Annotated in this window: 23 protein-coding genes; 6 read left to right on the top strand and 17 right to left on the bottom strand. The window is 72.8% G+C overall.

From position 1 onward, the window contains the following. The first annotated feature begins 157 nt into the window (after nucleotides 1-157). Together ACFVJX_RS22460 and ACFVJX_RS22455 are read left to right on the top strand one after the other, a co-directional pair. Nucleotides 158-1,507 (top strand): sensor histidine kinase, encoded by a 1,350-nt coding sequence (locus ACFVJX_RS22460; RefSeq protein WP_384129056.1) that lies wholly within the window; start codon nucleotides 158-160, stop codon nucleotides 1,505-1,507. Beyond that, nucleotides 1,504-2,169 (top strand): response regulator, encoded by a 666-nt coding sequence (locus ACFVJX_RS22455; RefSeq protein ID WP_384129053.1) that lies wholly within the window; start codon nucleotides 1,504-1,506, stop codon nucleotides 2,167-2,169. Before ACFVJX_RS22460 ends, ACFVJX_RS22455 begins: the two co-directional genes overlap by 4 nt. Here ACFVJX_RS22455 and ACFVJX_RS22450 read toward each other — a convergent pair. The 5 genes from ACFVJX_RS22450 to ACFVJX_RS22430 all read right to left on the bottom strand — a co-directional run bounded on the left by ACFVJX_RS22450 (nucleotide 2,130) and on the right by ACFVJX_RS22430 (nucleotide 5,556). Then, nucleotides 2,130-2,447, bottom strand: coding sequence for a DUF6332 family protein (locus tag ACFVJX_RS22450; RefSeq protein ID WP_384129051.1), 318 nt, complete (start codon nucleotides 2,445-2,447; stop codon nucleotides 2,130-2,132). The genes ACFVJX_RS22455 and ACFVJX_RS22450 overlap by 40 nt on opposite strands. Before the next feature lie 81 nt (nucleotides 2,448-2,528). Next, nucleotides 2,529-3,038, bottom strand: coding sequence for an NUDIX hydrolase (locus tag ACFVJX_RS22445; protein WP_384129048.1), 510 nt, complete (start codon nucleotides 3,036-3,038; stop codon nucleotides 2,529-2,531). A gap of 75 nt (nucleotides 3,039-3,113) precedes the next feature. Continuing rightward, nucleotides 3,114-3,869 carry a maleylpyruvate isomerase family mycothiol-dependent enzyme gene (locus tag ACFVJX_RS22440; protein ID WP_384129045.1) on the bottom strand — a complete coding sequence of 252 codons (756 nt, stop codon included), beginning with the start codon at nucleotides 3,867-3,869 and terminating at the stop codon, nucleotides 3,114-3,116. Between the two features lie 20 nt (nucleotides 3,870-3,889). After that, entirely contained in the window at nucleotides 3,890-4,261 is a 372-nt protein-coding gene (locus ACFVJX_RS22435) for an SCO4225 family membrane protein (protein WP_384129042.1), read from the bottom strand. A 68-nt stretch (nucleotides 4,262-4,329) separates the two neighbouring features. Then, entirely contained in the window at nucleotides 4,330-5,556 is a 1,227-nt protein-coding gene (locus ACFVJX_RS22430; protein ID WP_384129039.1) for an MFS transporter, read from the bottom strand. A 110-nt stretch (nucleotides 5,557-5,666) separates the two neighbouring features. On the opposite strand from ACFVJX_RS22430, the gene ACFVJX_RS22425 reads away from it, so the two are divergent. Beyond that, entirely contained in the window at nucleotides 5,667-6,881 is a 1,215-nt protein-coding gene (locus ACFVJX_RS22425) for an ROK family protein (RefSeq protein WP_384129036.1), read from the top strand. Nucleotides 6,882-6,920: 39 nt separating this feature from the next. Here the strand turns inward: ACFVJX_RS22425 and ACFVJX_RS22420 are convergent, their stop codons facing one another. From ACFVJX_RS22420 to ACFVJX_RS22405, 4 genes are all read right to left on the bottom strand, one after another. Then, nucleotides 6,921-7,823: a phosphotriesterase gene (locus ACFVJX_RS22420; protein WP_384129034.1), complete on the bottom strand. Its 903-nt coding sequence runs from the start codon at nucleotides 7,821-7,823 to the stop codon at nucleotides 6,921-6,923. Further along, complete coding sequence (locus ACFVJX_RS22415) at nucleotides 7,817-8,398, bottom strand: DUF4865 family protein (RefSeq protein ID WP_384129031.1); 582 nt, start codon at nucleotides 8,396-8,398, stop codon at nucleotides 7,817-7,819. Before ACFVJX_RS22415 ends, ACFVJX_RS22420 begins: the two co-directional genes overlap by 7 nt. A 10-nt stretch (nucleotides 8,399-8,408) precedes the next feature. After that, nucleotides 8,409-8,807: a cupin domain-containing protein gene (locus ACFVJX_RS22410; protein WP_384129028.1), complete on the bottom strand. Its 399-nt coding sequence runs from the start codon at nucleotides 8,805-8,807 to the stop codon at nucleotides 8,409-8,411. Nucleotides 8,808-8,887: 80 nt separating this feature from the next. Further along, a complete protein-coding gene (locus tag ACFVJX_RS22405; protein WP_384129025.1) occupies nucleotides 8,888-9,472 on the bottom strand; it encodes a TetR/AcrR family transcriptional regulator in 585 nt (194 codons plus the stop codon). Between the two features lie 183 nt (nucleotides 9,473-9,655). On the opposite strand from ACFVJX_RS22405, the gene ACFVJX_RS22400 reads away from it, so the two are divergent. Further along, a complete protein-coding gene (locus tag ACFVJX_RS22400) occupies nucleotides 9,656-9,946 on the top strand; it encodes an SHOCT domain-containing protein (RefSeq protein ID WP_384129022.1) in 291 nt (96 codons plus the stop codon). 83 nt (nucleotides 9,947-10,029) lie between these two features. On the opposite strand, the gene ACFVJX_RS22395 is transcribed toward ACFVJX_RS22400, so the two are convergent. Both ACFVJX_RS22395 and ACFVJX_RS22390 read right to left on the bottom strand, forming a co-directional pair. Continuing rightward, nucleotides 10,030-10,551: an ATP-binding protein gene (locus tag ACFVJX_RS22395; RefSeq protein WP_384129019.1), complete on the bottom strand. Its 522-nt coding sequence runs from the start codon at nucleotides 10,549-10,551 to the stop codon at nucleotides 10,030-10,032. A 187-nt stretch (nucleotides 10,552-10,738) separates the two neighbouring features. Next, the gene (locus ACFVJX_RS22390) at nucleotides 10,739-11,056 is read right to left on the bottom strand and encodes a hypothetical protein (protein ID WP_384129016.1); all 318 of its coding nucleotides are present in this window, start codon (nucleotides 11,054-11,056) and stop codon (nucleotides 10,739-10,741) included. 227 nt (nucleotides 11,057-11,283) lie between these two features. Between ACFVJX_RS22390 and ACFVJX_RS22385 the strand changes: the two genes are divergently transcribed. Continuing rightward, a complete protein-coding gene (locus ACFVJX_RS22385) occupies nucleotides 11,284-12,435 on the top strand; it encodes a PLP-dependent cysteine synthase family protein (protein WP_384129013.1) in 1,152 nt (383 codons plus the stop codon). 9 nt (nucleotides 12,436-12,444) lie between these two features. On the opposite strand, the gene ACFVJX_RS22380 is transcribed toward ACFVJX_RS22385, so the two are convergent. From ACFVJX_RS22380 to ACFVJX_RS22365, 4 genes are all read right to left on the bottom strand, one after another. After that, nucleotides 12,445-12,924, bottom strand: a complete 480-nt coding sequence (locus ACFVJX_RS22380) for an SRPBCC family protein (RefSeq protein ID WP_384129010.1) — start codon at nucleotides 12,922-12,924, stop codon at nucleotides 12,445-12,447. Between the two features lie 113 nt (nucleotides 12,925-13,037). Next, nucleotides 13,038-15,050 (bottom strand): hypothetical protein, encoded by a 2,013-nt coding sequence (locus ACFVJX_RS22375; protein WP_384129008.1) that lies wholly within the window; start codon nucleotides 15,048-15,050, stop codon nucleotides 13,038-13,040. Between the two features lie 110 nt (nucleotides 15,051-15,160). Continuing rightward, nucleotides 15,161-15,613, bottom strand: coding sequence for an SRPBCC family protein (locus ACFVJX_RS22370; protein ID WP_384129005.1), 453 nt, complete (start codon nucleotides 15,611-15,613; stop codon nucleotides 15,161-15,163). 52 nt (nucleotides 15,614-15,665) lie between these two features. Next, nucleotides 15,666-16,508 (bottom strand): DeoR/GlpR family DNA-binding transcription regulator, encoded by an 843-nt coding sequence (locus ACFVJX_RS22365; RefSeq protein ID WP_384129002.1) that lies wholly within the window; start codon nucleotides 16,506-16,508, stop codon nucleotides 15,666-15,668. Between the two features lie 184 nt (nucleotides 16,509-16,692). Between ACFVJX_RS22365 and ACFVJX_RS22360 the strand changes: the two genes are divergently transcribed. After that, the gene (locus ACFVJX_RS22360) at nucleotides 16,693-19,083 is read left to right on the top strand and encodes a hypothetical protein (RefSeq protein WP_384129109.1); all 2,391 of its coding nucleotides are present in this window, start codon (nucleotides 16,693-16,695) and stop codon (nucleotides 19,081-19,083) included. Here ACFVJX_RS22360 and ACFVJX_RS22355 read toward each other — a convergent pair. Together ACFVJX_RS22355 and ACFVJX_RS22350 are read right to left on the bottom strand one after the other, a co-directional pair. Further along, nucleotides 19,043-21,475, bottom strand: coding sequence for a right-handed parallel beta-helix repeat-containing protein (locus ACFVJX_RS22355; protein WP_384129106.1), 2,433 nt, complete (start codon nucleotides 21,473-21,475; stop codon nucleotides 19,043-19,045). The two genes, ACFVJX_RS22360 and ACFVJX_RS22355, sit on opposite strands and share 41 nt — an antisense overlap. 366 nt (nucleotides 21,476-21,841) lie before the next feature. Then, entirely contained in the window at nucleotides 21,842-22,450 is a 609-nt protein-coding gene (locus ACFVJX_RS22350; RefSeq protein WP_384128999.1) for a hypothetical protein, read from the bottom strand. Nucleotides 22,451-22,878 lie beyond the last annotated feature (428 nt).

The raw sequence follows: 22,878 nt of genomic DNA, 5'->3' as shown, positions 1-22,878 counted from the left end.
GACGGGCCCGGCCGCACAGGAGCCTGCCCAGGCGTGAGGGCGCGGACCGCCCTTCCCCTCCCCGTTCCTCCCCGTTCGCCGTACTCCCCAGGGAGTACGGGTGATCACCACGCCCGGCGGACGCCCGGGCGGTGGTGCGCGGTCTAGCGTGGCCGCCATGGAAGAGCAGCGCTCACAGGCAAGCGGCGGCCCCCCTGGTGAGCAGGGCGGACCGCCGCGGCGCCGGCCGTGGGCACGAGCGGAACCGGACGGCAGAGGGCCCCGGCCCGGTGGCCCCGGCGGGCTTCGGAACCACGACGGTCCGCCGCGCTGGCTGACCGGGGCGCAGCGGCGGCCGGCCGCCCGGCTGCCCTGGCCGTCGACCCTGCTGCTCGGCGTCGTCGTCCTGGTCGGCTCCGACATCGCTGCCCGCGGCCAGCTCGGCGACAAGGCGCCGCTGGACCTGTTCGCCCGGCTGCTCCTCCTCGTCGCCGTTGCGGTGCTGCTGCTGCGTCGCCGCCACCCCGTCGTGGCCGTCTTCGTCAGTTCGGGCGCGGCGACGGTCTACCTCGGGGCCGGCTACCCGTACGGTCCGGTCTTCCTGGCCGTCGCGGTGGGCTGCTTCAGCGCCGTCGTCTCCGGTCACCGCCGGGCCGCGTGGTCGGCTGTCGGCATGGTGTGGGTGGGGCACATCCTGGTCGCCCACTGGCTCTACCGCTGGCTGCCTCCCTCCGGCGACGCGGCCCCGCCCTGGGGGCAGGAGGTGGGGGTTGCCGCCTGGGTGGTGGCCATCGTCGCCGCCGCGGAGTTCGTCCGCGTACGACGGGAGCAGTGGGCCGCCCAGCGGACGGAACGGGCGGCTGCCGAGAAACGGCGGGCCGACGAGGAACGCCTGCGGATGGCCCGCGAACTCCACGACGTCCTGGCGCACAGCATCTCCGTGATCAACGTACAGGCCGGTGTCGGTCTCGCACTCCTCGACTCCGACCCGGAACAGGCCCGTTCGGCGCTCACCACCATCAAGGCCGCCAGCAAGGAGGCGCTCGGCGAGGTGCGGCAGGTCCTCGACACACTGCGTACCCCCGGCGACGCGCCGAGGGCGCCGGCGCCCGGGCTCGACCGGCTGCCCGAACTGGTCGAGCAGGCCGCGAGCACCGGACTGACCGTCACCGTCACGACGGACGGCGCACGCGGTGCCGTGCCGCCCGGCGCGGACCTGGCCGCGTTCCGGATCGTGCAGGAGGCGCTGACCAACGTGGTGCGGCACTCCGGTTCGCGCACCGCTGAGGTCGCGATCGGTTACGAGCCGGACCGCATCCGGCTCCGCATCGACGACGAGGGGCCCGCCACCGGCACGGACGCGGGCGGCAGCGGCAACGGACTGGCCGGCATGCGGGAGCGGGCCGCGGCGTTGGGTGGCACGATCGAGGCGGGTACCCGTCCCGGCGGAGGCTTCCGGGTGCGCGCCGGACTTCCGCTGCCGGCCGACGAAACCGGCGGGACGCCGCACCAGAAGGAGACACCGTGATCCGTGTACTGCTCGCCGACGACCAGTTGCTGGTCCGGGCCGGCTTCCGGGCCCTCCTGGACGCCCAGCCGGACATCGCGGTGGTGGGCGAGGCCGCCGACGGCGCGGAGGCCGTACGCCTGGTGCGCGAACTGCGGCCGGACACCGTGCTGATGGACATCCGGATGCCGCGTCTCGACGGCCTCGCGGCGACCCGCGCCATCACCGGGGACCCCGCGCTGCACGAGGTCAGGGTGGTCATGCTCACCACCTTCGAACTCGACGAGTACGTCTTCGAGGCGATCCGCTCCGGAGCCTCCGGCTTCCTGGTCAAGGACACCGAACCGGACGAGCTGTTGCGGGCCGTCCGGGCGGTGGTCGCAGGTGACGCACTGCTGTCCCCGGGCGTCACCCGGCGCCTCATCGCCGAGTTCGCCGCCCGCTCCAAGGAACCCGCGGCGGCGACGGAGCTGGACGAACTGACGGAACGGGAACGCGAGGTGATGGCCCTGGTCGGCATAGGGCTGTCCAATGAGGAGATCGCCCGCCGGCTCGTTGTCAGCCCGCTCACGGCGAAGACCCACGTCAGCCGCACGATGGTGAAGCTGGGCGCTCGCGACCGGGCCCAACTGGTCGTGCGGGCCTACGAGTCGGGGCTGGTTCGGCCCGGCTGGCTGGGCTGATCCGGCAGTCCAGGGCCGCCCGTGCGCCCGATCTCGGCTGCGGTGTCGCGGCTGCCGAACCGCCACAGGACGTCGATGACGCGTCCCATGAAGACCAGCCCGGCCGTGGCGGTCGCGACGACGAACATCACGGACCGCACGCCGTCGTGCGGCACCAGGAGCATGGTGGGGACCCGGACCGCGACGAACGCGCCGGCGGCCATCAGGGCTCCGGTCAGCACGGCGAATCCGATCTCCACGGTCATGGCGTCCCGTTCGGCCTGGCTCCGGTCTCCCATGTCCGAAGTGTCACAGGCTCGATGACCGGTGGACAACCCCGCCCGTGCGCGGGCGCGTCGCGGCACCGGTGTCCCGGGCGGTCAGTGGTGCCAGGGCAGTTGGACCGGCCGGGCGGGGACACGGCCCGCGACGAGTTCGGCGGCCAGCCCCGCCAGACCGAGCGGCAGGATGAGTTCGCCGCCGGCGGCGGCGAGCTCGTCCACCGCCCACCAACGGTGCCCGGCGTGGTGGGATCGTTCATGCTCCTCCTGCCCGCTGACATCGACGTGGTGGGAGGCGACCCGGTGGTGGAAGAAGTTGTCCCGGAACACGCCCTCGGCCCAGCTGAGTGCCGCGTATCCGGAAGCTTCCGCGATCTTCGGCCCGAGAGCCGCCGCGTCGACGGACAGCCCCGTCTCCTCGCGCAGTTCCCGGGCGGCCGCCTCGGACAGGCTCTCGCCGTCCTCCACACCTCCGCCGGGTGTCCACCAGGTGTGGCCGGCCGCAGGGTCGGCGGGGTCGGTATAGGACTTCAGCAGAAGGATCCGGTCCCTGTCGTCGATCAGCACCACACGGGCGGACTGGCGTCGGAATTTCTCTTGATCGGACATTCCGGAAGGGTAGCCAGCAGGACGCGTTCGCGCCGCCGGAACAACGCCGCCCGCCTCATGGGCGGGTGGCCCTGCTCATGACCAGGTGACCGCGGAGTTCTCGCGCCAGTGCCGGGCGATGCCCTGGTCCCCGGCCACGGTGAGGGCGGTGAGCGGCAGTCGGTTCCAGAGCGTGAGGTAGAGGTCCTGGGCCGTGCCGCTCAACTCGCAGTCCACTGCGCCGTCCGCCGTGGCGCTCGTCCCGCGTACGGCGCGCGGCGGCTCTGCCGAGAGCCGTACGCTCCACACCGTGCCGGTGTCCGTGGCCCTCACCCGCAGGGTGCGCGGTTCCCCGGTGCGCACCCTGCTCCTCGGGCGGGTGTGGAACCCGAGGAGCAGTTCGTCGACACCGTCCACCGCGTGCGCCGCCGCCACGGGTGACAGCGCGCCGCCGCGCGCGGACTCGGCGTCGACCCGGTGCATCGTGGTCTCGTGCGCCTGCCGCCGCGCCCAGAAGGCGAGCGGCGACGGCGCGGCGAAGAAGGTCCAGCACTCCACCTCGGGCGGGGCGCCGTGCAGGGCGGCGACCAGCCGGCGGTGCCCTTCCCGGAACCGGTCGAGGAGTTCGGGCCCGTCCAGGTCGGGCTCCCCGGCGTCGGGGACGTACTCGGTGTGACCCTCGGCCACGAATGCGGTCGCCCAGGTGTGGACCATCGCGGTGTGCCGGAGCAGGTCCCTGACCTGCCAGCCCGGGCAGGTCGGTACCGGTGCCCCGGTGCCGGCCTCCTGGGCTGCCCGCGCCAGCAACCGGCCCTCGGCGGACAGTGAGTTGATGTGCTCCGCGATCTCCATGGCAGGGATTGTGCCAGTGGTCAGGCGCCCTGGGCGTGGGCCGATCGCGTCCGGCCCCCGGCGCCGCGCAGCAGGCGTACGAACCAGCCGAGGACGAACGACTGCACCAGCACGGACACCACGAGGGCCAGATAGACGTACCAGTCGGGACCGCCCGTCTCGGCGCCCCACATCGAACCGCCGACGAGGAAGAGGAACACGGTCGGAGCCGCCAGGAAGAAGAGCCAGACCCCGGCGAACGAGGCGTCCTCGTGGGCGACGAACAGCGTGTCCACGGTGACGAACACCGCAGTGGCCACCACCGCGCCCAGGTAGATCAGTGAGGCGGTGTTGGCGAAGGTGAGGCGCGCGATCGCGCGGAGGTGCTGGCTGCTCATGACCGGCTTGTTCATCGTGTGCTCCCCGTTGGTGGCTGACTCCTCCATCGTGCGTCCGGGGAACCGTTTCTGCCTGAGTACGCCTACTCACTCGCCCCTGTGCGTACGTTCCGGGCGGCGTATCCCAGGGCCGCCGCGGCGGCGGCCAGCAGCGCCACCGTGGTGAGGGCGGCGGGCAGCGAGAGCCAGTCGGTGAGGAAGCCGATCGCCGGCGGTCCGAGCAGCATGCCGCCGTAACCGAGCGTCGAGGCCGCGGCCACTCCACCGGGGCCGGCCAGTTCGCCCGCCCTGCCGACCGCCACCGGGAAGATGTTGGCCAGGCCGAGCCCGGTGACGGCGAATCCGATAAGCGCGAGCCAGGTGGTCGGGGCGAGCGAACCGAGCAGCATGCCCGCCGCCGCCGTACCGCCGCCCGCGACCAGGGTCCGGGTCTGGCCGAGCCGTTCGAGCAGCGCCGTACCGCTGAGCCTGCCCGCCGTCATGGCGAGGGCGAACAGCGAGTAGCCGGCCGCCGCGATCCCCGGGTGGGCGTGCAGGTCCTGTTCCAGGTGGAGGGCGCCCCAGTCCGCGAGTGCGCCCTCGCCGTACGCGGTGCAGAGCGCGATCATGCCGAAGAGGAGCACCACACGGCGTGCCCGGCCGTCCAGGCGCCCGGGGCGCTCCGTGCGAGCGGCCGTGCTCGCCGCGGGCTTCGCGACGGTGTGCCGTAGCAGTACGGGGCCCGCGACGGCGGTCACGAGCAGTCCGATTCCGGTCAGGATCAGGAGGTGCGCCGATGGTGAGAGACCGCCGGCGACCAGCCCGCCGAGTCCGGCTCCGATCATGCCGCCGAGGCTGAACGCAGCGTGGAAACTGGGCATCACGGGGCGTCGCAGGGCGGCGACCAGATCCACCGCCGCGCTGTTCATCGCCACGTTCATCCCGCCGTACGCGGCGCCGAACACCAGGAGAACGAGGCCGAGCGCGAGTGCCGAGTGCGTCCGGGCGGGCAGCGCGATGCTGAGGGACAGCAGTACTCCGCAGACCACGGTCACCGGGTGGCTGCCGAACCGGTGGCAGAGCCGGCCGGTGAGCATCATGGTGATGACGGCACCGGCGGATACGCCGAGGAGTGCGAGGCCGAGGGTGGCGGCCGATGCGCCGGTCTGGTGCTTGATGGCCGGGATACGGACCACCCAGCCGGCGAAGAGGAACCCGTCGAGGGCGAAGAACACGGTCAGCGCGGTACGGAGGCGGGAGAACGAGGGTGGGGCGGTGTTGCCGCCCGGTCCCCCCGGCAGAGCCGTCCGCAGTTTGTTTAGTTGCGGCACAAAGTCAGCATAGGGGTCCGTGGACAACGGGCGCAAGACGGGCGGCGCGGTGGCGGAACCCGGCCACCGGCGCGTCGGCAACACCTCCGGATCATGGGAGACTCGCCCCCATGAACGGCAAGGTGACCACCACCCGGACGAAGTTGGAGAGGGGCCGCAGCGCGCTCGGGCCCGCGTTGGAACTGGTCCATACCGGACGTGCGCCCACCCGTGCCGTCCTCACCTCCGAGCTCGGTGTCACCCGTGCCACCGCGGGTGCGGTCGCGGCGGAACTGGAGGCGCTCGGCCTGATCAGGGTGGACTCCAGCCCCGGTTCCGCCGCGGGCTCGCAGGGCCGCCCCTCGCACCGGCTGGCCGTGCGGGAGTCCGGGCCGGTGGCCGTGGCCGCCCAGGTCCACGCGGACGGCTTCCGGGCGGCACTGGTCGGCCTGGGCGGCCGGCTCGTGGCGACCGCGCCCGGCTGCGTCACCATCACGGCGGATCCCGCGCAGGTCATCGGGGAAGTCGTGGACGACTGCGCCCGGTTGCTGCGGGACAGCGGGCTGAGGTGCGTGGGCGCGGGACTCGCCGTGCCGTCCGCGGTCGCCGAACCGGAGGGCACCGCCCTCAACCCCCTCCACATCGCCTGGCCCGCGGGCGCCCCGGTCCGCGAGATCTTCGCCACATGCGTGCGCGAAGCGGGCATCGCCGGACCGGCGTTCACCGGTAACGACGTCAACCTCGCCGCACTCGCCGAGCACCGGCACGGGGCCGGGCGCGGCGCCCAGCACCTGCTCTGCGTGGCCACCGGTCACCGTGGTGTCGGCGGGGCGCTCGTCCTGGACGGTCGCCTGCACAGCGGGAGTTCGGGACTGGCTCTGGAGGTCGGCCATCTCACGGTGAACCCGGAGGGCCGGCCCTGCCACTGCGGCGGCCGTGGCTGTCTCGACGTCGAGACGGATCCGCTCGCCTTCCTCACGGCCGCCGGACGCGCGCCCGGCCCCGAGGAGTCACTCCTCAAGCAGTCCGGTGACCTGCTGCGCAACGAGTACGAGGACCTGGCGGTGCGCACCGCCGCCGAGGAACTGATCGACCGGCTCGGCCTCGGTCTCGCCGGTCTGGTCAACATCCTCAACCCGGACCGGATCATCCTCGGCGGCCTGCACCGCGCGCTGCTCGACGCCGACCCGGAACGGCTGCGGGCCGTGGTCGCCGACCGCAGTCTGTGGGGGCGCAGCGGCAGTGTGCCGATCCTGCCCTGCACCCTCGACCACAACAGCCTGGTCGGGGCGGCGGAGCTGGCCTGGCAGCCCGTGCTGGACGACCCGCTGGGCGCACTCGCCTGAGGAGGCATCCGGCGGCTGCGCCGGCCACTTCCGCCTGGGTCAGGCGTCCCGCACCGGTTCGAACGCGAACGCCCGCGCCGGGTTGCCGACCAGCGCCGCGTTGACGGCCTCGGCCCCCAGGGTCTCCTCCAGCCGGGGGCGCAGCCCGCGCAGCAGGTGCGGCATGCCAGGCGTCTCCGGCACGGTGGTGTCACCGCCCAGCAGCAGTTGTCCGCCGAACCCCGCTTCGGCCAGCGCCGCCAGTTCCTCGGGCAGCCGCCAGTCCGTCGCATGGTGCGCCCGCGAGGGGCCGTCGAACGCGAGGAAGGCCCCCGCCCCGGCCGCTGCCAGCTGCGTGGCACTGTCCGGCGACCGTCCGAGGTGCCCGAGGATCACCCGGTGCGGTGCGACGCCCAGTTCGCCGCACAGCAGGTCGAGCACATCGGCCGCGGCGGTGCCCAGCTCCAGATGGACGGCGATGGGCGCGCCGGTGCGGTGATGCGCCCCGGCCGCCGCCGTCATGGTGAGGCGGGCGTGCGCGTCGACCGTGTGGAAGGCGCCGGCGACCTTGATCAGGCCCGCCCGTACCCCTGTGGAGCCGATGCCTCGGGTCAGCTCCGTGACGAAGAGCGAGGCGAGGTCCTCCCGGATCCGGTTGAGCAGTTCGGGCGGGTAGTGCACCGCCTGGTGGAGCCCGGTCGCCGCCACCACGTGCGTGCCCGTCGTGCGGGACAGCCCGGCCAGTGACGCGGCGCCGCGTCCCATCCCGTACGGCGTCCACTGCACCACCGCGCCGCCACCCAGCGCCCGGAAGGCCCGTAGCCGGTCGGCGGCGTCACCTGGATCGTCCAGTTCCTGCCCCGGTAGCACCGGGCTGCGCAGGAAGAGGTGGTCGTGGGCGTCGCACACGCCGAGCTCGTCGGCCGGGATGTCGCCGAGAACGGTACGGACGGTGGCTACCACAGACGTCCCTCCCCGAGACCGGCGCGGCCCGGCTCGCTGAGGTGGAGCACTTCGAAGCGCTCACCGGGCTCCTGGGGGGCGGGGTGGTCCCAGAGGGTGAAGTGGACCAGCTCCCAGTGCCCGGGGTCGACGGCAAGGGCCGTGGCGACCGCGCCGGGCGTCTTCGCGAGCCGCCGGCTCTCCTCCAGCGCGGCGCCGATCGCGTCCGCCGGAGCGGCCGATGCCGGAACGGGCGCGCGCAGACGGATGGCCGTGCGGGGGAGCGCGGCGGACGAGGGGCCCTCCTCGTACGACAGCCCGGTCCAGTGGTGTACGTCTGGCCGCCCGAAGTCCTGCACGATGCCCTGGAATCCGGGTCCCCAGAGGAAGGAGTTCATACCCTCGGGCCGCGACCACAGATAGAACGGCGCGTACTGGTTGACCGGTGAGTCCTCGCCGCGCTCCCGGATCAGGAAGGCCTTGAGACCGAGTCCGGGGAAGTCGTCCAGGAGATGGCCCTTGGTCTCCACCCGTTCGCGGATGATGCCCATGTCGTAATCGGCGGGCAGAGTGATCTCGTACTGCATGGCATGCATCGTCCGCTCCTCAGGCCGCCGGGTAGTCGGAGACACCGGCGTCGGTGTGCCAGTGGATGGTGGCGCCGTCCTCGGCCGCTTCGACGAGGGCGAGATGAGTCATGAAGGTGCGCGGCGTGGCGCCGTGCCAGTGCCACTCGTCCGGCTCGATCCACACGGTGTCACCCGCCCGGATCGTCTCGACCGGACCGCCCCTGCGCTGCACCAGGCCCTCGCCCTCGGTGACGTGCAGGACCTGCCCGTGCGGGTGGGTGTGCCAGGAGGTGTGGCCGCCCGGTGCGAAGTGGACGCTGAACACCCCCAGCCGGGAGGGGGGTTCGGGCGCCGCGACCTCGTCGAGCCAGACGCTGCCGTTGAAGTGCCCGGCAGGTCCGGAGCGGGTGTCGGGGCGGTTCCTGGTGATACGCACGGGAGAAGAGCTCCTCGGGTGATCGGGTGCTTGCGTAGGGGCCGCCGGTGGGCGGCCTTCGTTCGGGGAGGGGCGCTGTTCTACGACACGCCCCGGGTCCGCCCGACCGGAGAGGGTCCGAGCAGGGCGAGCAGCCCGCGGACGGCTGCGTCGAACGCCTGCGTCGAACCCGAGGCGCGGGCCAGCACATAGCCACCCTGCACCGTCGCGACGATCGTCGCCGCTATGTCGTCCGGAGCCAGGGTGCGGGCGAACTCCCCCTCGTCCTGGCCCTCCTGGACGATCGCGGCCAGTCTGCCGCGCAGCCACGCGATCGTCTCGTCGACCGGTGCCCGCAGTTCGTCGCTCGCGACGACCTCCGGGTCCATCGTCAGCCGCCCGACCGGGCAGCCGCGCAGGACATCGCGCTCACGCAGCAGGTAGCCCGAGATCCGCTCGTAGGCCGAACCGGGGGAGTCGAAGGTGCGGGCGGCCGTCTCACGCATTCCGGCGGCCGTGCGCCGAATGGCGGTGAGCGCCAGATCGGGCTTGCCGTCGAAGTGGTGGTACATGCTGCCCTGGCCCGCACCCGCTTGCTGCTGGATGGCCTTGGGGCTCGTACCCACATAGCCGCGCTCCCACAGGAGCTCCTGAGTGGCTGCGATCAGACGGTCCGGAGTGCTCATGACGTCACTGTACATACTAGTAGGTACAGAAACCGGGGAATCACGGACCGACGGGGACCGGCTACTCCCCGGGGGGTACGCGTACTGCCGCCGGCCGTACGACGACGCGGCCCCTCCCCGAAGGCAGGCTCGGAAGCGACAGGAGAACGTGAACGACCACCCTGAACCGAGGAGCTGACCGAGATGAACACCCTGGCCTTCGACGGTGGACCCGGACCGTGGGTCCTCCTCTTCCCGCTCGTCTGGGCAGCCGTCGTCATCACCGTCGTCACGGTCCTGCGCCGCACGGTCTGGCGCGGACACGGCGGCCCCCGGCAGGGCCGGCCGATCCAGGGCGGCCCCACCGGAGCCTCACCCATCGCGATGCTCGGGCGGCGCTTCGCCGCCGGGGAGATCGACGAGGACGAGTACTGGCGGCGGCTCTCCGTGCTCGACGAGCAGTTCGGCGCCCGGGGGAGGGACAGCGCGGCATGACCGCAGCCGTCGTCACCGCGAGCGCCGCCCGGGGCCGACGGGCGGGAGCGGGGCGCCCGGTGGGGCGCCCCGCTCCCGATGTGTCAGCCGACCACCACGGACCGCGCCGCCGAGGGTGCTGAACCCTCCGGCGACATGATGCCGCTCAGGTCGAACGGTCCGTCGGTCGTCGCCCCGTACACCGAATGCGGCGGCAGGGCGGCGAACAGGGAGGGTGTCGGAAGGGTGAACCAGACGATCTTCCCGGCACCGCCCCGGGGGCGGACACCCCAGCTCTCGCTGACCGCGGCAATCAGTGCGAGTCCGCGCCCAGACGTACTGGAGTCGTCGGCCTCGCGCACGGTCGGCAGCCGTGGGTCGTGGTCATGGACGGACACCGTCAGCCGTTCGAGCAGCAACTCGATCTCGACGGTGCATGATTTGTCCGGCTGTGCATGCCGGTGGACATTGGTCAGCAGTTCCGTGACGCCTAGCGCTGCCTGGTCGATCAAGGGATCGAGATGCCAGTAGCGCAACTGCGCCGAGATGATTCTGCGGACCTGACCGATCCGCGACGGCAGGGCCTGGAGCTCCACCGTGCAGTGCCTGCTTGGCTCGCTGATCACGGCTGCGACTCCCCGAAATAGGTCCGGAAGAAGACGAAGGGACGGATCCAGCAGTTGGCTGGCTGCTGATTCCGGGCCGGCGGCCTGGATCTCAGTGTCACCGCCGGTAAACCATGAGTGACGTGTTCCCAATGTCGCTCAGGGGATACGGCTCCGCAACTCGCGGTGCCGCCGCCGCGCCGCCCGGTCAGCCCCGCTTGGCGCCCGCGCCGCGCAGCGCGTCGAGGAAACGGCGCACGGGCCCGGCGTCGTCCGGCTTCCCCGCGCGCCGCGGCATCGTCAGCCGGTACCGCGTCCCGTTGACCCGCGCCACGGTCGCGTCCCCACCCGAGAACCACGGTCTGCCCGCGCTCACCGTGCCCACCGGTGCGCTGTCGATCTCCCGGCCGTAACTGGTCAGCAGTGCCAGCCGGCCGTCCTTCACGGTCACCTGCCCGGCCCGGGTGAGCGAACGCGCCCACCGGTCGATCCGTACGCCCGTCTCGCTGAACTCCGTTTCGGACATGGCCCCTTCGCCCCCTTCGTCACGCCCCCAGGGAAAGTGTGCACATCCGGGAGCCGTCGCACCAGACCGTAAAGGGGCGCAATGGCGCATTGGGCGGCGGGACCGGCCCCAGGCGCCCCGCCCGCAACACCAAGGCAGCGCTATGGAGCATCAAAGGCAATGTTTGCCCAGGTAGGGGGCATATCGTGGAGCGCGCCCGGACCGGTCGTACGAGGAGAAGCGCGCTGATGGACACGAGTGAGCACAGACACGAAGGCGAAGCCGTGGCGACCGTCGACGTCGACCGCACCGACCTGGCGTACCGGGCCTGGCTCAAGGAGGCCGTCCGCAAGGTCCAGGCCGATGCCAACCGCTCGGCCGACACCCATCTGCTGCGCTTCCCGCTGCCCGAGAGCTGGGGCATCGACCTCTACCTCAAGGACGAGTCGACGCATCCCACCGGCAGTCTCAAGCACCGGCTGGCGCGCTCGCTCTTCCTCTACGGGCTCTGCAACGGCTGGATCCGGCCCGGAAAGCCGGTGATCGAGGCGTCGAGCGGCTCGACCGCCGTCTCGGAGGCGTACTTCGCCAAGCTGATCGGGGTGCCCTTCATCGCCGTGATGCCCCGCACCACCAGCCTCGAGAAGTGCCGGCTCATCGAATTCCACGGCGGACGCTGCCACTTCGTCGACGACTCGCGCAGGCTCTACGAGGAGTCCGCCGCGCTCGCCGCGGAGTCCGGCGGCCACTACATGGACCAGTTCACCTACGCCGAGCGGGCCACGGACTGGCGGGGCAACAACAACATCGCGGAGTCGATCTACCAGCAGTTGAGGCTGGAGCGGTACCCCGAACCCGCCTGGATCGTCGCCACCGCGGGCACCGGCGGCACCTCGGCGACCATCGCGCGGTACGTGCACTACATGCAGCACGACACCCGGATCTGTGTGCCCGACCCGGAGAACTCCTGTTTCTTCGACGGCTGGACCCGCCACGATCCCGACGCCACCAGCGACTGCGGCTCCCGCATCGAGGGAATCGGCCGACCGCGGATGGAGCCGAGTTTCGTCCCGGGAGCCATCGACCGGATGATGAAGGTCCCGGACGCGGCCAGTGTCGCGGCCGTCCGCGCCCTGGAGCGGTCCATCGGCCGCAAGGCGGGCGGTTCCACCGGGACGGGATTGTGGAGTGCGTTCAAACTGGTCGCCGAGATGCTCGCGCAGGGCGTCACGGGCAGCATCGTCACCCTGATCTGCGATCCGGGCGACCGCTATCTCGACAAGTACTACTCGGACTCCTGGCTGGCCGCACAGGGTCTGGACATCGCCCCGTACACCCGGACCATCGACCACTTCCTGGAGAGCGGCAACTGGCCCGGCGGACAGGTGAGTACGGTCTGAACGGCCGGCTCAGGCCGCGGCCGTGGACAGCCGACGGCCGAGATTGCGCACCGCGTCCCGGAACGACCTGCCCAGTACCGGCCGCGCCCCTCGCAACGCGAACCGGAACAGCGGCGAACCGTCAGTGGCGAAGGTCCAGCGAACCCGGGTTCCGGTACCGGCGGGGGTCAGCAGCCACTCCTCCAACAGGGCTTGCACGCCGGGCGCGTTGGACTCGTCGACCCGGTAGGCGTACCGCAGGCCGGGCTCCGCCGCGACGACCGTCTCCCGGAACGCGATCCCGCCCCGCAGCCGCACCACGCGCCCCGCGCCGTCGTCGGCCGGCCGCGCCGCCGCCACCTGCGTGAACCAGTCGGGCCAGCCCTCGACATCGTCGGCCAGCGCGCGGTACACGGCATCCGGCGGCGCGGAGACCTCGGCGGTGAAGACCAGTCGCAGTGCAGCGGTCTCGACGAAGTCGAGGTCCACGGAGCGGAGTCGGCGTGCCATGGAACGCACCTCCCGTGCGGTCGGCGGCGGACGGACCGCGGCTCACCCTAGCTGTCGGGCCGTCAGATGTCGTCGGTGCGGCGACGACGGACCACCCATGGACGCCGGACCGGTCAGCGCACCGCCGTGAGCGAACCGCCCTCCCGCAGCCGGGCCGTCAGCTCCACCGGGGCGTCTTGCGGCGCCCGCACCGCGAGCGTCGTGCCCTCCGCCGATTCGCGGACCGCCCCGGTCGCCTCGATCCGGCTCACCGCACGGCTCCCCGCCGCCAGCACGTACCACTGTCCGGATGAGGCCTTCCAGTGGGTTCCCGCCAGGACGTGCTGTCCGAACCTGCTGCACAGCGCGGTGTCGCTCTCGTCGCCCACCACGGTCGCCGGCGCGGTGGGAGACGGGTCGGGGCCCAGGAACTGCACCAGAACGCGTCCCGGACCCCGCCAGGTGTCGGCCCGGGTGCAGACCCACTGGGCCCGGGAGCCGCTCTCCGGGAGGCGCTGCTCGGCGAAGTCCCAGTTGTTGACCGCGCGGACGCCGGTGCCACGCAGCGCCTGCAGTGAGCACGCCGTGCGTGCCCAGCTCAGCAGCGCGGGAGTGCCGGTGGCCTCCCTCGGCTGCCGTGCGGGCGCGCCGCCGCCCGGCTTCGGCGTGAACGTCAGATGGGCCGGTGTCAGATCGCCGAGGTCGGTGACGAGGAACGCGTGCTTCTCCACGATGCGCTCGGAGGACCGCAGCTGCATGACCGGCCAGGAGTCACAGCTGCCGGCGGGCGACGGGCGCGGAACGGCGGCGGTGACGCCGTCCGCCCCCACCTTCAGCGCACTCGCCGCGGTGTCCGGCCTCAGCAGATCGCGCGTCGTGGTCTGCGAGATCCAGGGCGCCAGCAGGAAGCGGGCACGGTCCGCGCTGCGGCTGACGACCACGGCCGCGCCCGTCGTCACATCCGCGTCATCGGTCCGGGCGAAGTCCAGCGCGGGAGTGCCGGGCCCGGACAGCGGCTCCGCGTAGCGCACCACCCGCACCCCGCCGTCGTGGAACAGCACCACGGCGGCGCCGTCGACCTCACCCGCGTACAGCAGCCTGGGCGGCTGGGACGGGGGCACCGGCAGCGTCCCGGGCGTCGTCGAGACGGCCACGTCCTGCGGGGTACGGCCCCACGCGCGCAGCGCCCGGCCGAGCAGTTCCCGGTCGTCGGTGCGGTCACCGCGGGCCGGCCACGCGGTGAAGTCGACGCGCGAGGTGTCCGCCCACTCCTCGGCGGCGGTACGCAACAGCGCCGCCGGATCGAGAGCGGGGGCGGAGACGCCCCGCCCGGCTGCGCCGTCGGGGGGACGGACCGCCGAGTCGTCCCTGGCCAGCGCGACCACCCCGCCCGCCACCACGCACAGTGCGGCGACACCCGCCACCACCCGCATCCGGTGCCTGCGCCGCAGCAGATCGCTCGGGCGAGTCTGGAGCACGCACGGGTCGAACTCCCCGGAGCGCAGCAACGCGTCGGCGCCCGCACCGTCGGCCGTCCCCAGCCGACCGGCCGCCCGTACCGCCCCCGCCGGGTCAGCGGCGCCCGCCCGCGCCAGCAGTGACTGCGCCTCGGGGTCCTCCAGCTCTTCCAGCAGGCGCAGCGCGAACGCCGCCCGTACAGCCGCCGGAACCGCCGACAGCGCCTGGTCCAGCGCCAGTTCCGCCGCCCCGCCGGCCCGTGGGAACAGCCGCAGACCCCAGACGGCCGGGAGCGAGGGACGCAGCGTGGCGGGTGCAGGCAGCCGCTCCGGCCACCAGCGGGGCCGCCGCTCGTGGGCCAGCGCGCTGCGCAGCACCCGCAGCCGCACCCAGGCGTACGCGGACGGGGCACCGCCGCCCGGAGCGGGCCTGCGCGCGGTCCCGCGGGTCTGTGCCGGTACCCGGGCGGCAGCCGGCGCCTCGGGCGCCGTACGGGCCCCGGGCAGTGCCCGCTGCACCGCCGCGTGCGCGGCCAGCACCCTGCGGTGCCGGCCGAGGGCCGGCGGCAGCACCAGATAGGCGAGCCGGACGAGACGCGGATAGTGCTCCACGAGCGCGGCCTCGGCCTGCGGGACGCCGGGGCGTTCGCTGCTGCCGGAGGACCGCTGCTGCGGTTGGTGGATCGGCATGAATTCGGGGCCTTCCGAGCCAGAGGCGGAAACCGTCACACCGACAAACGACTCGATGGTGTGACGGTCACATCACCTGCTCGAAGTGCCCGCGCGCATCCCGCTCCCGGTCACCGGTACGGCTGCGCCGGCCGGTCCAGCATGGAGTCGAGTACCCGGCCGAAGACCCGCCGGCCCGTTCCTGAGATCAGCGGGTCGCCCCACCTCGGCAGCAGCCGGACACTCAGCTCCTCCACCCACACCACATGGGAGCCGGCATGGGTGGGATACACATCGATCGACGCCCGGCCCAGCACCACCCGGCCACGCTTCTCCAGCCGGCACATCCCGGCCCGGCTGCCCGACGGAGGCGACCAGCGGACCACTTCCATCGGATCGTCGAACGCCAGCGGACCGACCCCGGTACGCGCCACGAAGACCGTCCCGGTCCGGGTCGGCAGTCCCGTGGGCACCGTGATCGTCGTCAGCGGGACATGCGCGGCGTGCCGTTCCCAGTCCGTCACCCGGCGCCAGGACTCGGCTGCGGGCAGAGGGGTGAAGCGCTCGATCCGGAAGACGGCCACAGCACGATCCTAGAGCGTGGCGGCCCCGACGCCCGCTGAGCGGAACCGCGGCTCAGCCCTGCGCGGGCTCGCCGCCCGCGTCCCGGCCCGCCACGACCAGACCGGGCAGGTGCTCCTCGATCTCCTCCCGGGCCTCCTGGGCCAGGCCCGCGTCCGTGACGAACGTATCCACCTGCTCCAGTGTGGCGAACGAACTCAGCCCCACCGTCCCCCACTTGGTGTGGTCGGCGACCACCACCACGCGGCGCGCCGACTGGACGAAGCGGCGGTTGGTCTCCGCCTCCGCCAGATTCGGCGTGGACAGGCCTGCCTCCACCGAGATCCCGTGCACACCGAGGAAGAGCACGTCGAAGTGGAGCGAGACGATCGCCTGGTCGGCGACCGGGCCGACCAGCGAGTCGGACGGCGTCCGCACCCCGCCGGTGAGCACCACGGTCGCGGCACCCGGCCGGGCGCCCGGCGATCCCGGACGCTGTGCCGAGTGGAACACATCGGCGACCCGCACCGAGTTCGTCACCACCGTCAAGTCCGGTACGTCCAGCAGATGCTGGGCCAGCGCATACGTCGTGGTGCCGCCGGAGAGCGCGATCGCGCTGCCGGGCACGGCCATCGCGGCGGCCGCCTGAGCGATGTCCTCCTTGGCGGTCAGCTCCAGCGTCGACTTCGCCTCGAAACCGGGCTCGTGCGTACTCGCCTCGACCACCGGTACGGCGCCGCCGTGCACCTTCTCGATGACACCCTGCCGGGCCAGCGCGTCCAGGTCCCGGCGGACGGTCATGTCGGAGACGCTCAGTTTCCGGGTCAGCTCATTGACCCTGACCCCGCCGCGCCGGCGTACCTCGTCGAGGATCAGCGCACGCCGCTGCTCCGCGAGCAGATTCTGATTCTCGCTCAACGCCGGGTCCGTTCCTTCCCTCTGGCCGTACAGGAGTCCGTTCGGACGGGCTCATCCTGCCACGCGGTGTCGCGGGGCGCCGCACTGGGGAGATTCGGTGAGAGAGGCACGGACACCGTCGCCCACCCGGGATTCTGGTGACCGGACATCAGCCGCCTTCCCCCTTCGAGAGCGAGTCACCCCAGTGCCACCTGCCACCCAGGCCCCGCAGAGCACCGGGCCAGCGCTGGAACTGCTGGTCCACGGTGTGGGCGGGACCACCCCACAGGAGATGCTCGTCGACCCGCGTACGGTCCGGGTCACCGGGGACGCCACCGCCGCCATATACCGGCGCTCCGACGACGTCGACGCGGAAGCGCACCCCGAGGACTACCGGGACCGGCCCATCGCCGAGGCGTACTGCTGGTCCAACCTCACATCCGGCAACGGCTCCCGGGCGCTGTGGCTCCTGCTGCTCCCGTTCATGGTGATCAACCTCGCCCACTGGATGCGCCCCGCCGCCACCGGCCGCCCCCGGACCATCCGGCTCTACGGCGCGCTCGTCCGGCTTCTCGCACTGAGCCTCACCGTCCTGCTGACCGCAGCTGCCTGCGAGGTCGCGCTCGACCTGACGGCCTGGCAGTGTGCCGGTGTGCCGGACTGCTCCGACCAGCGGTCCTGGCTCGGATTCCTCTCCGCGGCACAGGGCGGCTGGTGGTCCCAGCCGGGCCGCAGGCTCGCGCTCGCCGCGCTGGTGCCGGCCGCCCTGGTCGGGCTGCTCTGGTACCTGTCCAACCGCACCTGGAGCGCCTACGAGTCCCAGCGCCCGCTGACCGGCACGGACCCGGGCGACGACGAACCGGAATCGGCCCCCGGGGCGGGGTCCGCTCCCGCCGCACCTCTGCGCCCCGCGCTCGGACGCCCCGGGTTCTGGTTCGGACGACGGCTCGTCGCCCGGCTTCGAGCCGCCCACACCGCCGCCGGGTTCCTGACCGTCACCGCCTCCGTCGCGGGCGCCGCGGCCCGGCACGACCGTGCCGCGGCGGGGCCGGTCCCCGCGGTGTACGGCCGGGTGATCGAGGCGCTGCTCGTCCTGGGGATGCTCGTGGTGCTCTGGGTCGTCTGCCGGCGCGGCCGGAGCGAGCGGCGCCTCGACAACCGGCTCGACCGCGCCGTCATCACCTATCTGCCCGGGGCCGCCCTGATCCTGCTCGTCCTCGCCTCGCTGCACGCCGCCTGGTCGCGCCCCGGCTGGGTCTCGTCGGGCACGCTCCCCGGCGACATCACGTTCCGCCTCGTCACACTCGCCCAGGGCGCCCTCGTCGTCCTCCTCGCCGCGGTGGCGTGGACCCTGTACCGGCGCAGCCCCGAACCGCGCACCGTGATGCGCGGACTCGGCGGCCCCGCCGTGGCCATGCTCGCCTGCGCGCTCGGCGGCGTCATGACCGGCGGGGTGGCCCAGCGGGTCGCCGACTGGCTCGACGGCCCCGGCAGCCCCGGGATGGGCCGCAGCGCCGTCATAGACGGACCGCCGGTGCTGCTCAGCTGGCAGGCCTCCGTCATCCCCGTGCTGCTGGTGCTGCTCCTGGTCCCCGGCATCGCACTCGGGGTGCGCACGTACCGCACCGCCCGCCGGCTGGAGCCCGTGGTCGACTCCGAGTACGAGGAGGAGCGACCCGATCCCTCCCGTACCAAGCAGATCGCCCGGACCCGGGCCACGGCCGCGCTCACCGACTCCGCGCCCGGCATGCTCGGCCTGGTCTCCGGCGCGACCCTGCTGCTCGGCGCCGCGGCGGTCGGCGGGGCCTGGGCGAGCGGACAGGTGCCCGGCCTGGCGATGGACGGCAGCGGCCCCTTCATCGAATCGGTGGCCGAGGCGGCACAGTCGACCGGCTCCTGGATGATCGGCTTCGGCTTCCTGGTCTTCGTCACCTGCGGACGCCGCGCCTACCGGGACGCCTCCGCCCGGCGCACCATCGGCATCCTCTGGGACGTCGGTACGTTCTGGCCGCGCGCCGCACACCCCTTCGCGCCGCCCTGCTACGCGGAGCGCGCCGTCCCCGACCTGGCCTCCCGCATGTCCGGCTGGACGGCGCGCACCCGTGGCAGGCTCGTCATCTCGGGCCACTCCCAGGGCAGCGTCCTCGCTGCGTCCGCCGTCTGGCAACTGCCCGCCGGGACCCGCCGCAGGGTCGCCCTGCTCACCTACGGTTCACCGATCGAGCGGCTCTACGGGCGCTGGTTCCCCGCCTACTTCGGCCCCGCGCAACTGCACGGGCTGCACCGCTCGGTGCACTGCTGGCGCAATCTGTGGCGGGCCACCGACCCGATCGGCGGCGAGATCCGGCTCGGCGAGGAGTCCGGTCCCGAGGTGGACCGCGGCCCGCTGAAGGACCCGCTGGTCTACGGCCGCACCCCGGAACACCCGCTGCCGGAACCGGTCCTGGGCCACTCCGACTACCAGGCCGACCCGGTCTTCGCCGAGGAACGGGCCGCCCTCCTGGAGCGGCTCGAACCGCTCCTTCCCCGTCAGGCGGACGAGCCCCGCGCGCAGCTCAAGGGAGTTCCGGAAGGTCCTCCGGATACAGCAGGGTGAGGTCGTCCGTGCTCGTCTCGGCGAGCTGGGCGACCCGGCCCGCGTGCCGCTCCACCATCGACTCGAAGGTCTGACGGGCGGTGCGGCCGTTGCCGAAGGCGGGCCCCTTGGGGAGCTCGGTGAAGTACTTCAGCAACGCCTCGTCGGTCCCGGAGGCCAGGCTGTACTCCTGCTCCTCGGTCTGCTGCTCGACGATCCGCAGCAGTTCCTGCGGCTCGTAGTCGCTGAAGGTGATGGTCCGTGAGAACCGGGACGCCACACCGGGGTTCACGGTGAGGAAGCGCTCCATCTCATGGGTGTACCCGGCGACGATGACGACGACCGCGTCCCGGTGGTCCTCCATGAGCTTCACGAGCGTGTCTATCGCCTCGCGGCCGAAGTCCCGGCCGGAGTCCTCGGGGGACAGGGCGTACGCCTCGTCGACGAACAGCACCCCGCCGCGCGCCCGGTCGAATGCCTCCTGGGTACGGATGGCGGTCGAGCCGATGTGCTCGCCGACCAGGTCGACGCGGGACACCTCGACCAGGTGACCCCGCTCCAGCACGCCGAGTGATGCCAGGATCTCGCCGTACAGCCGGGCCACCGTGGTCTTTCCGGTGCCGGGGGAGCCGGTGAAGACGAGGTGGCGGCGGACCGAGGCGGCCTTGAGACCGGCCTGCTGCCGCCGCCTGCCCACCTCGATCATGTCGGTGAGGGCGCGCACCTCGCGCTTCACGCTGTCGAGGCCGACCAGTGTGTCCAGTTCGCCCAGCACCGCACCGGACGTGCGCACCGGCTCGGCCGGCGGCTCCGCGGCCGCGGGCTCGACCGCGCGCGGCGCGGGGACACCGCCGAGCAGCCCCGGAGACGTCTGCGTGGCCGTCAGGACCGCGGGCGCCGGGGGAGTGGCGGTGCGCAGCGCGCTCTCGTCGCTGGTGCAGTCCTCCACCACCGGACCGGTACCCGGCCCGTCGCCCTGCGCGCCGCCCTCCGGGAACTCGTAACCGCCGCGGGCGCACCGCTCGGTGCGGCAGCGGGTGAGCGTCGTGCGGCAGCCGTCCATCACATGGAAGCCGTACCCCTCGCTGCCGGTGACCCGGCAGCCGTGGAAGGTGCCGCGGCCCTCGGCCGACACGTAGAAGCCGGCCTCGGCGGGCGAGGTGACCGTGCAGCGCTCGATCGTCGGATCGGCGCCCTTGGTGACGATCACGCCGGTCTGCGCGGCGTCGATGGTGCAGTTGTTCAGCGTGCCGCCGCTCCCGTGGTCACGGAACCAGGCGCCGGTGGAGGCCTCCCGGATGCGGCAGTCGTCGAGCTGCGCCGTCGCTCCGTCGCTGACGGAGACCGCCGTGTTGCGGACCTGGGAGAGATCGCTGTCCACGACGTCGGCGCGCGAGCCCCGGTCGAGCACGAAGATGGCGTCCGGGACGTCGTGGACGCGGCAGGAGTCCAGTATCACCGTCGCCCCGTCGCTGACCCAGACCGCCGGGTAGTCGCCCGTGCTGTCGTGTATCTCGCACTGGTTGGCGTCGACACGGGTGCCCGGGTCCCAGACCGAGAGTCCGTTGCGGCCGAACCGGCGCACCGTGGAACGGGTCAGGGTGAGGACCGCGCGCGAACGCAGATCCACCGCGTTCTCCGGGATGTCGTGGATGTCGCAGTCGGCCAGGGTGAGTACGGCGTCCGTGTCGAGGGTGACGCCGTCCGCGGACGTACGGTGCACCGTGCAGTCGGTGAGGTGGGCGGAGGCGCGGGCCGCCACCTGTACCCCGCTGCCCTTGATCTCGTAGATCTCGCAGCCGACCGCCTCCAGTCCGCTGCCCTCACCCGTGACGGACAGACCCGCGCCGGAGGAGTGGTGGACGCGGCAGCGCTCCAGCCGGGGGTGCGCACCGTCGCGCACCGAGACGCCGGACTGCCCGGCCGAGACGATCTCGCACTCCTCGAACACACCGCCCGCGCCGTCGAGTACGGCGATGCCGACACCGGCCGGATTGTCGACGGTGCAGCGGCGCACGGTCGGCCGTGCCGCACCCCGCACCTCGATCCCGGCGGCCGAGCGGGTCACGATCCGCAGGTCCGCGAGGTCCGGGGCGCCTTCCTCGATCAGCAGGGCGGGGGCCGCCGAGTCCTGGCCCTCCACATGCAGATCCTGTACGACCGCGGAGGCCCGCAGAGTCAGCGGTACGCCGTCGACGGGTGCGATCCGGACGGATCCGAGTGAGCCCTCGGGGCCGCGCAGCGTCACCGCGCGGGCGATGACCAGATTCTCCCGGTAGGTGCCCGGCGCGACCGTCAGCACATCACCGTCCGCCGCCGCTTCCAGCGCCGCGGTGAGGGAGGCGTATTCGCCAGTGCGGCGCCGCCACCGCGATGTGCCGGTGTGCGTCACCTGGACCGTGCCCTGTGCCATGGCGCTGTCGTGCCCCCGCCTCGTGCGTGTGTGATGCCCGGTTCACCGGCCTCGCGGCAGTGACCATCCAGGGTCCGCCTGCCGGAGTGACGGGCGGGCCGGTCCACCGTAGCGCGCGCGGAGGGCGGGAGTTGACCCGATCAGCAGCTCCGGGGCCCCACCCCGGGCGTGTCCGCGGTGATCCGGCGGACACCTCCCGGGGCGTGTTTCGGAACTCCCGCCTGTCCCGCGGGGCCCGGCACGTATGCTCGCGGCGCATTGAAAACGGCCTGGCAGCTCCGCTACGAGGCCACTTCCGTGCCTTGCGATCGCGCGCACCGGACACCGCGGGGCCCGCCCCCGGACGGCGCTGCTTTCGGAACGCGCCTAACTGCCGGCGCCCGCCCGGCCCCAGTCCGGACCGGCCTTGGCCCATGCCCGGTCGAGCCGCTCGTACCGCTGTTGCACCATGCGCCATACGATCAGACGCCGTCCGGCCTCGATCAGCAGGGCGGCCAGCATCGCTGCGCCGAACCCGGCCAGCGCCGCATGGGTGTGCGCGGTCGGCGCGTCCATCGGGCGCAGCACGGGACGGCCGTCGCGGTCGGTCCAGATCCGCAGCTCGGCCCCGGCCGCGGTGTTGCGCGAGGACGTCGACACCGTGGCGTGGCGGGCCGTGCCGTCCGGAGCACGCCAACGGGCCAGCACCAGGGTCTGCGGCGACCGGTCGGTGGAGATCTCGGGGTCGGCCACGAAGTGCCGCGTCCCTGTGGCCCGGCGCACCACGAAGGCGGTGGTGAGGTGGCACCGGGCCTGCTGCGCCCGCACGGATTGCTGCAACGCGTCGTCGGTGCGGGCCCCGAGGGCCCAGCCGATCGCGGGCGCCGCCAGCACGAACAGCACGAACGCGACAAGGGCCACCCATGCCTCGTGCCGATCCGTGGCACGGCGCAGGGGGTTGTGCCGCCAGCGCCAGACTCCCGAAAGTGCTCGCACAGCGTGCACCCCTCTTCCGTATCCGTCTCAACCCGATACGGTGCGGTCCGCGTGGCGCGAAGAAGACGGGGAGAGAGCGTTTTCTCCCCGCCCAACGCACCGGCCGCCCGCAGGAGTTCCCGGCCCGGGTGCGCGCCGGAATCCCGATCCGGGCTGCGTCGGGCCCGTGGTGTTGCGCGGTTCCGGGACCTCCATGGCCGAAACCGCGTTCACCTGCGCCCGCCGACCGGCACCGTCACGCCGAGGGGGTGCGACGGACCCCTGTGCACGGGCAGTTGCCGACGTCGCGTGACTGTCCTGCCGGTGTTGGCCGGCATCCGGCCGGGGCCGCGATCGAGTCCCCATGGCTCGACCACCATCCCGCCGGTCGCGTGTGCCGTCGGCGATCCTGCCGGACACGTGTGGACGGCGCTGGGTGCAGCATGGCG

It is taken from the genome of Streptomyces sp. NPDC127177 (assembly GCF_042672475.1).
Lineage (GTDB): Bacteria > Actinomycetota > Actinomycetes > Streptomycetales > Streptomycetaceae > Streptomyces.
This window is presented reverse-complemented; position numbering and strand designations above follow the sequence as displayed.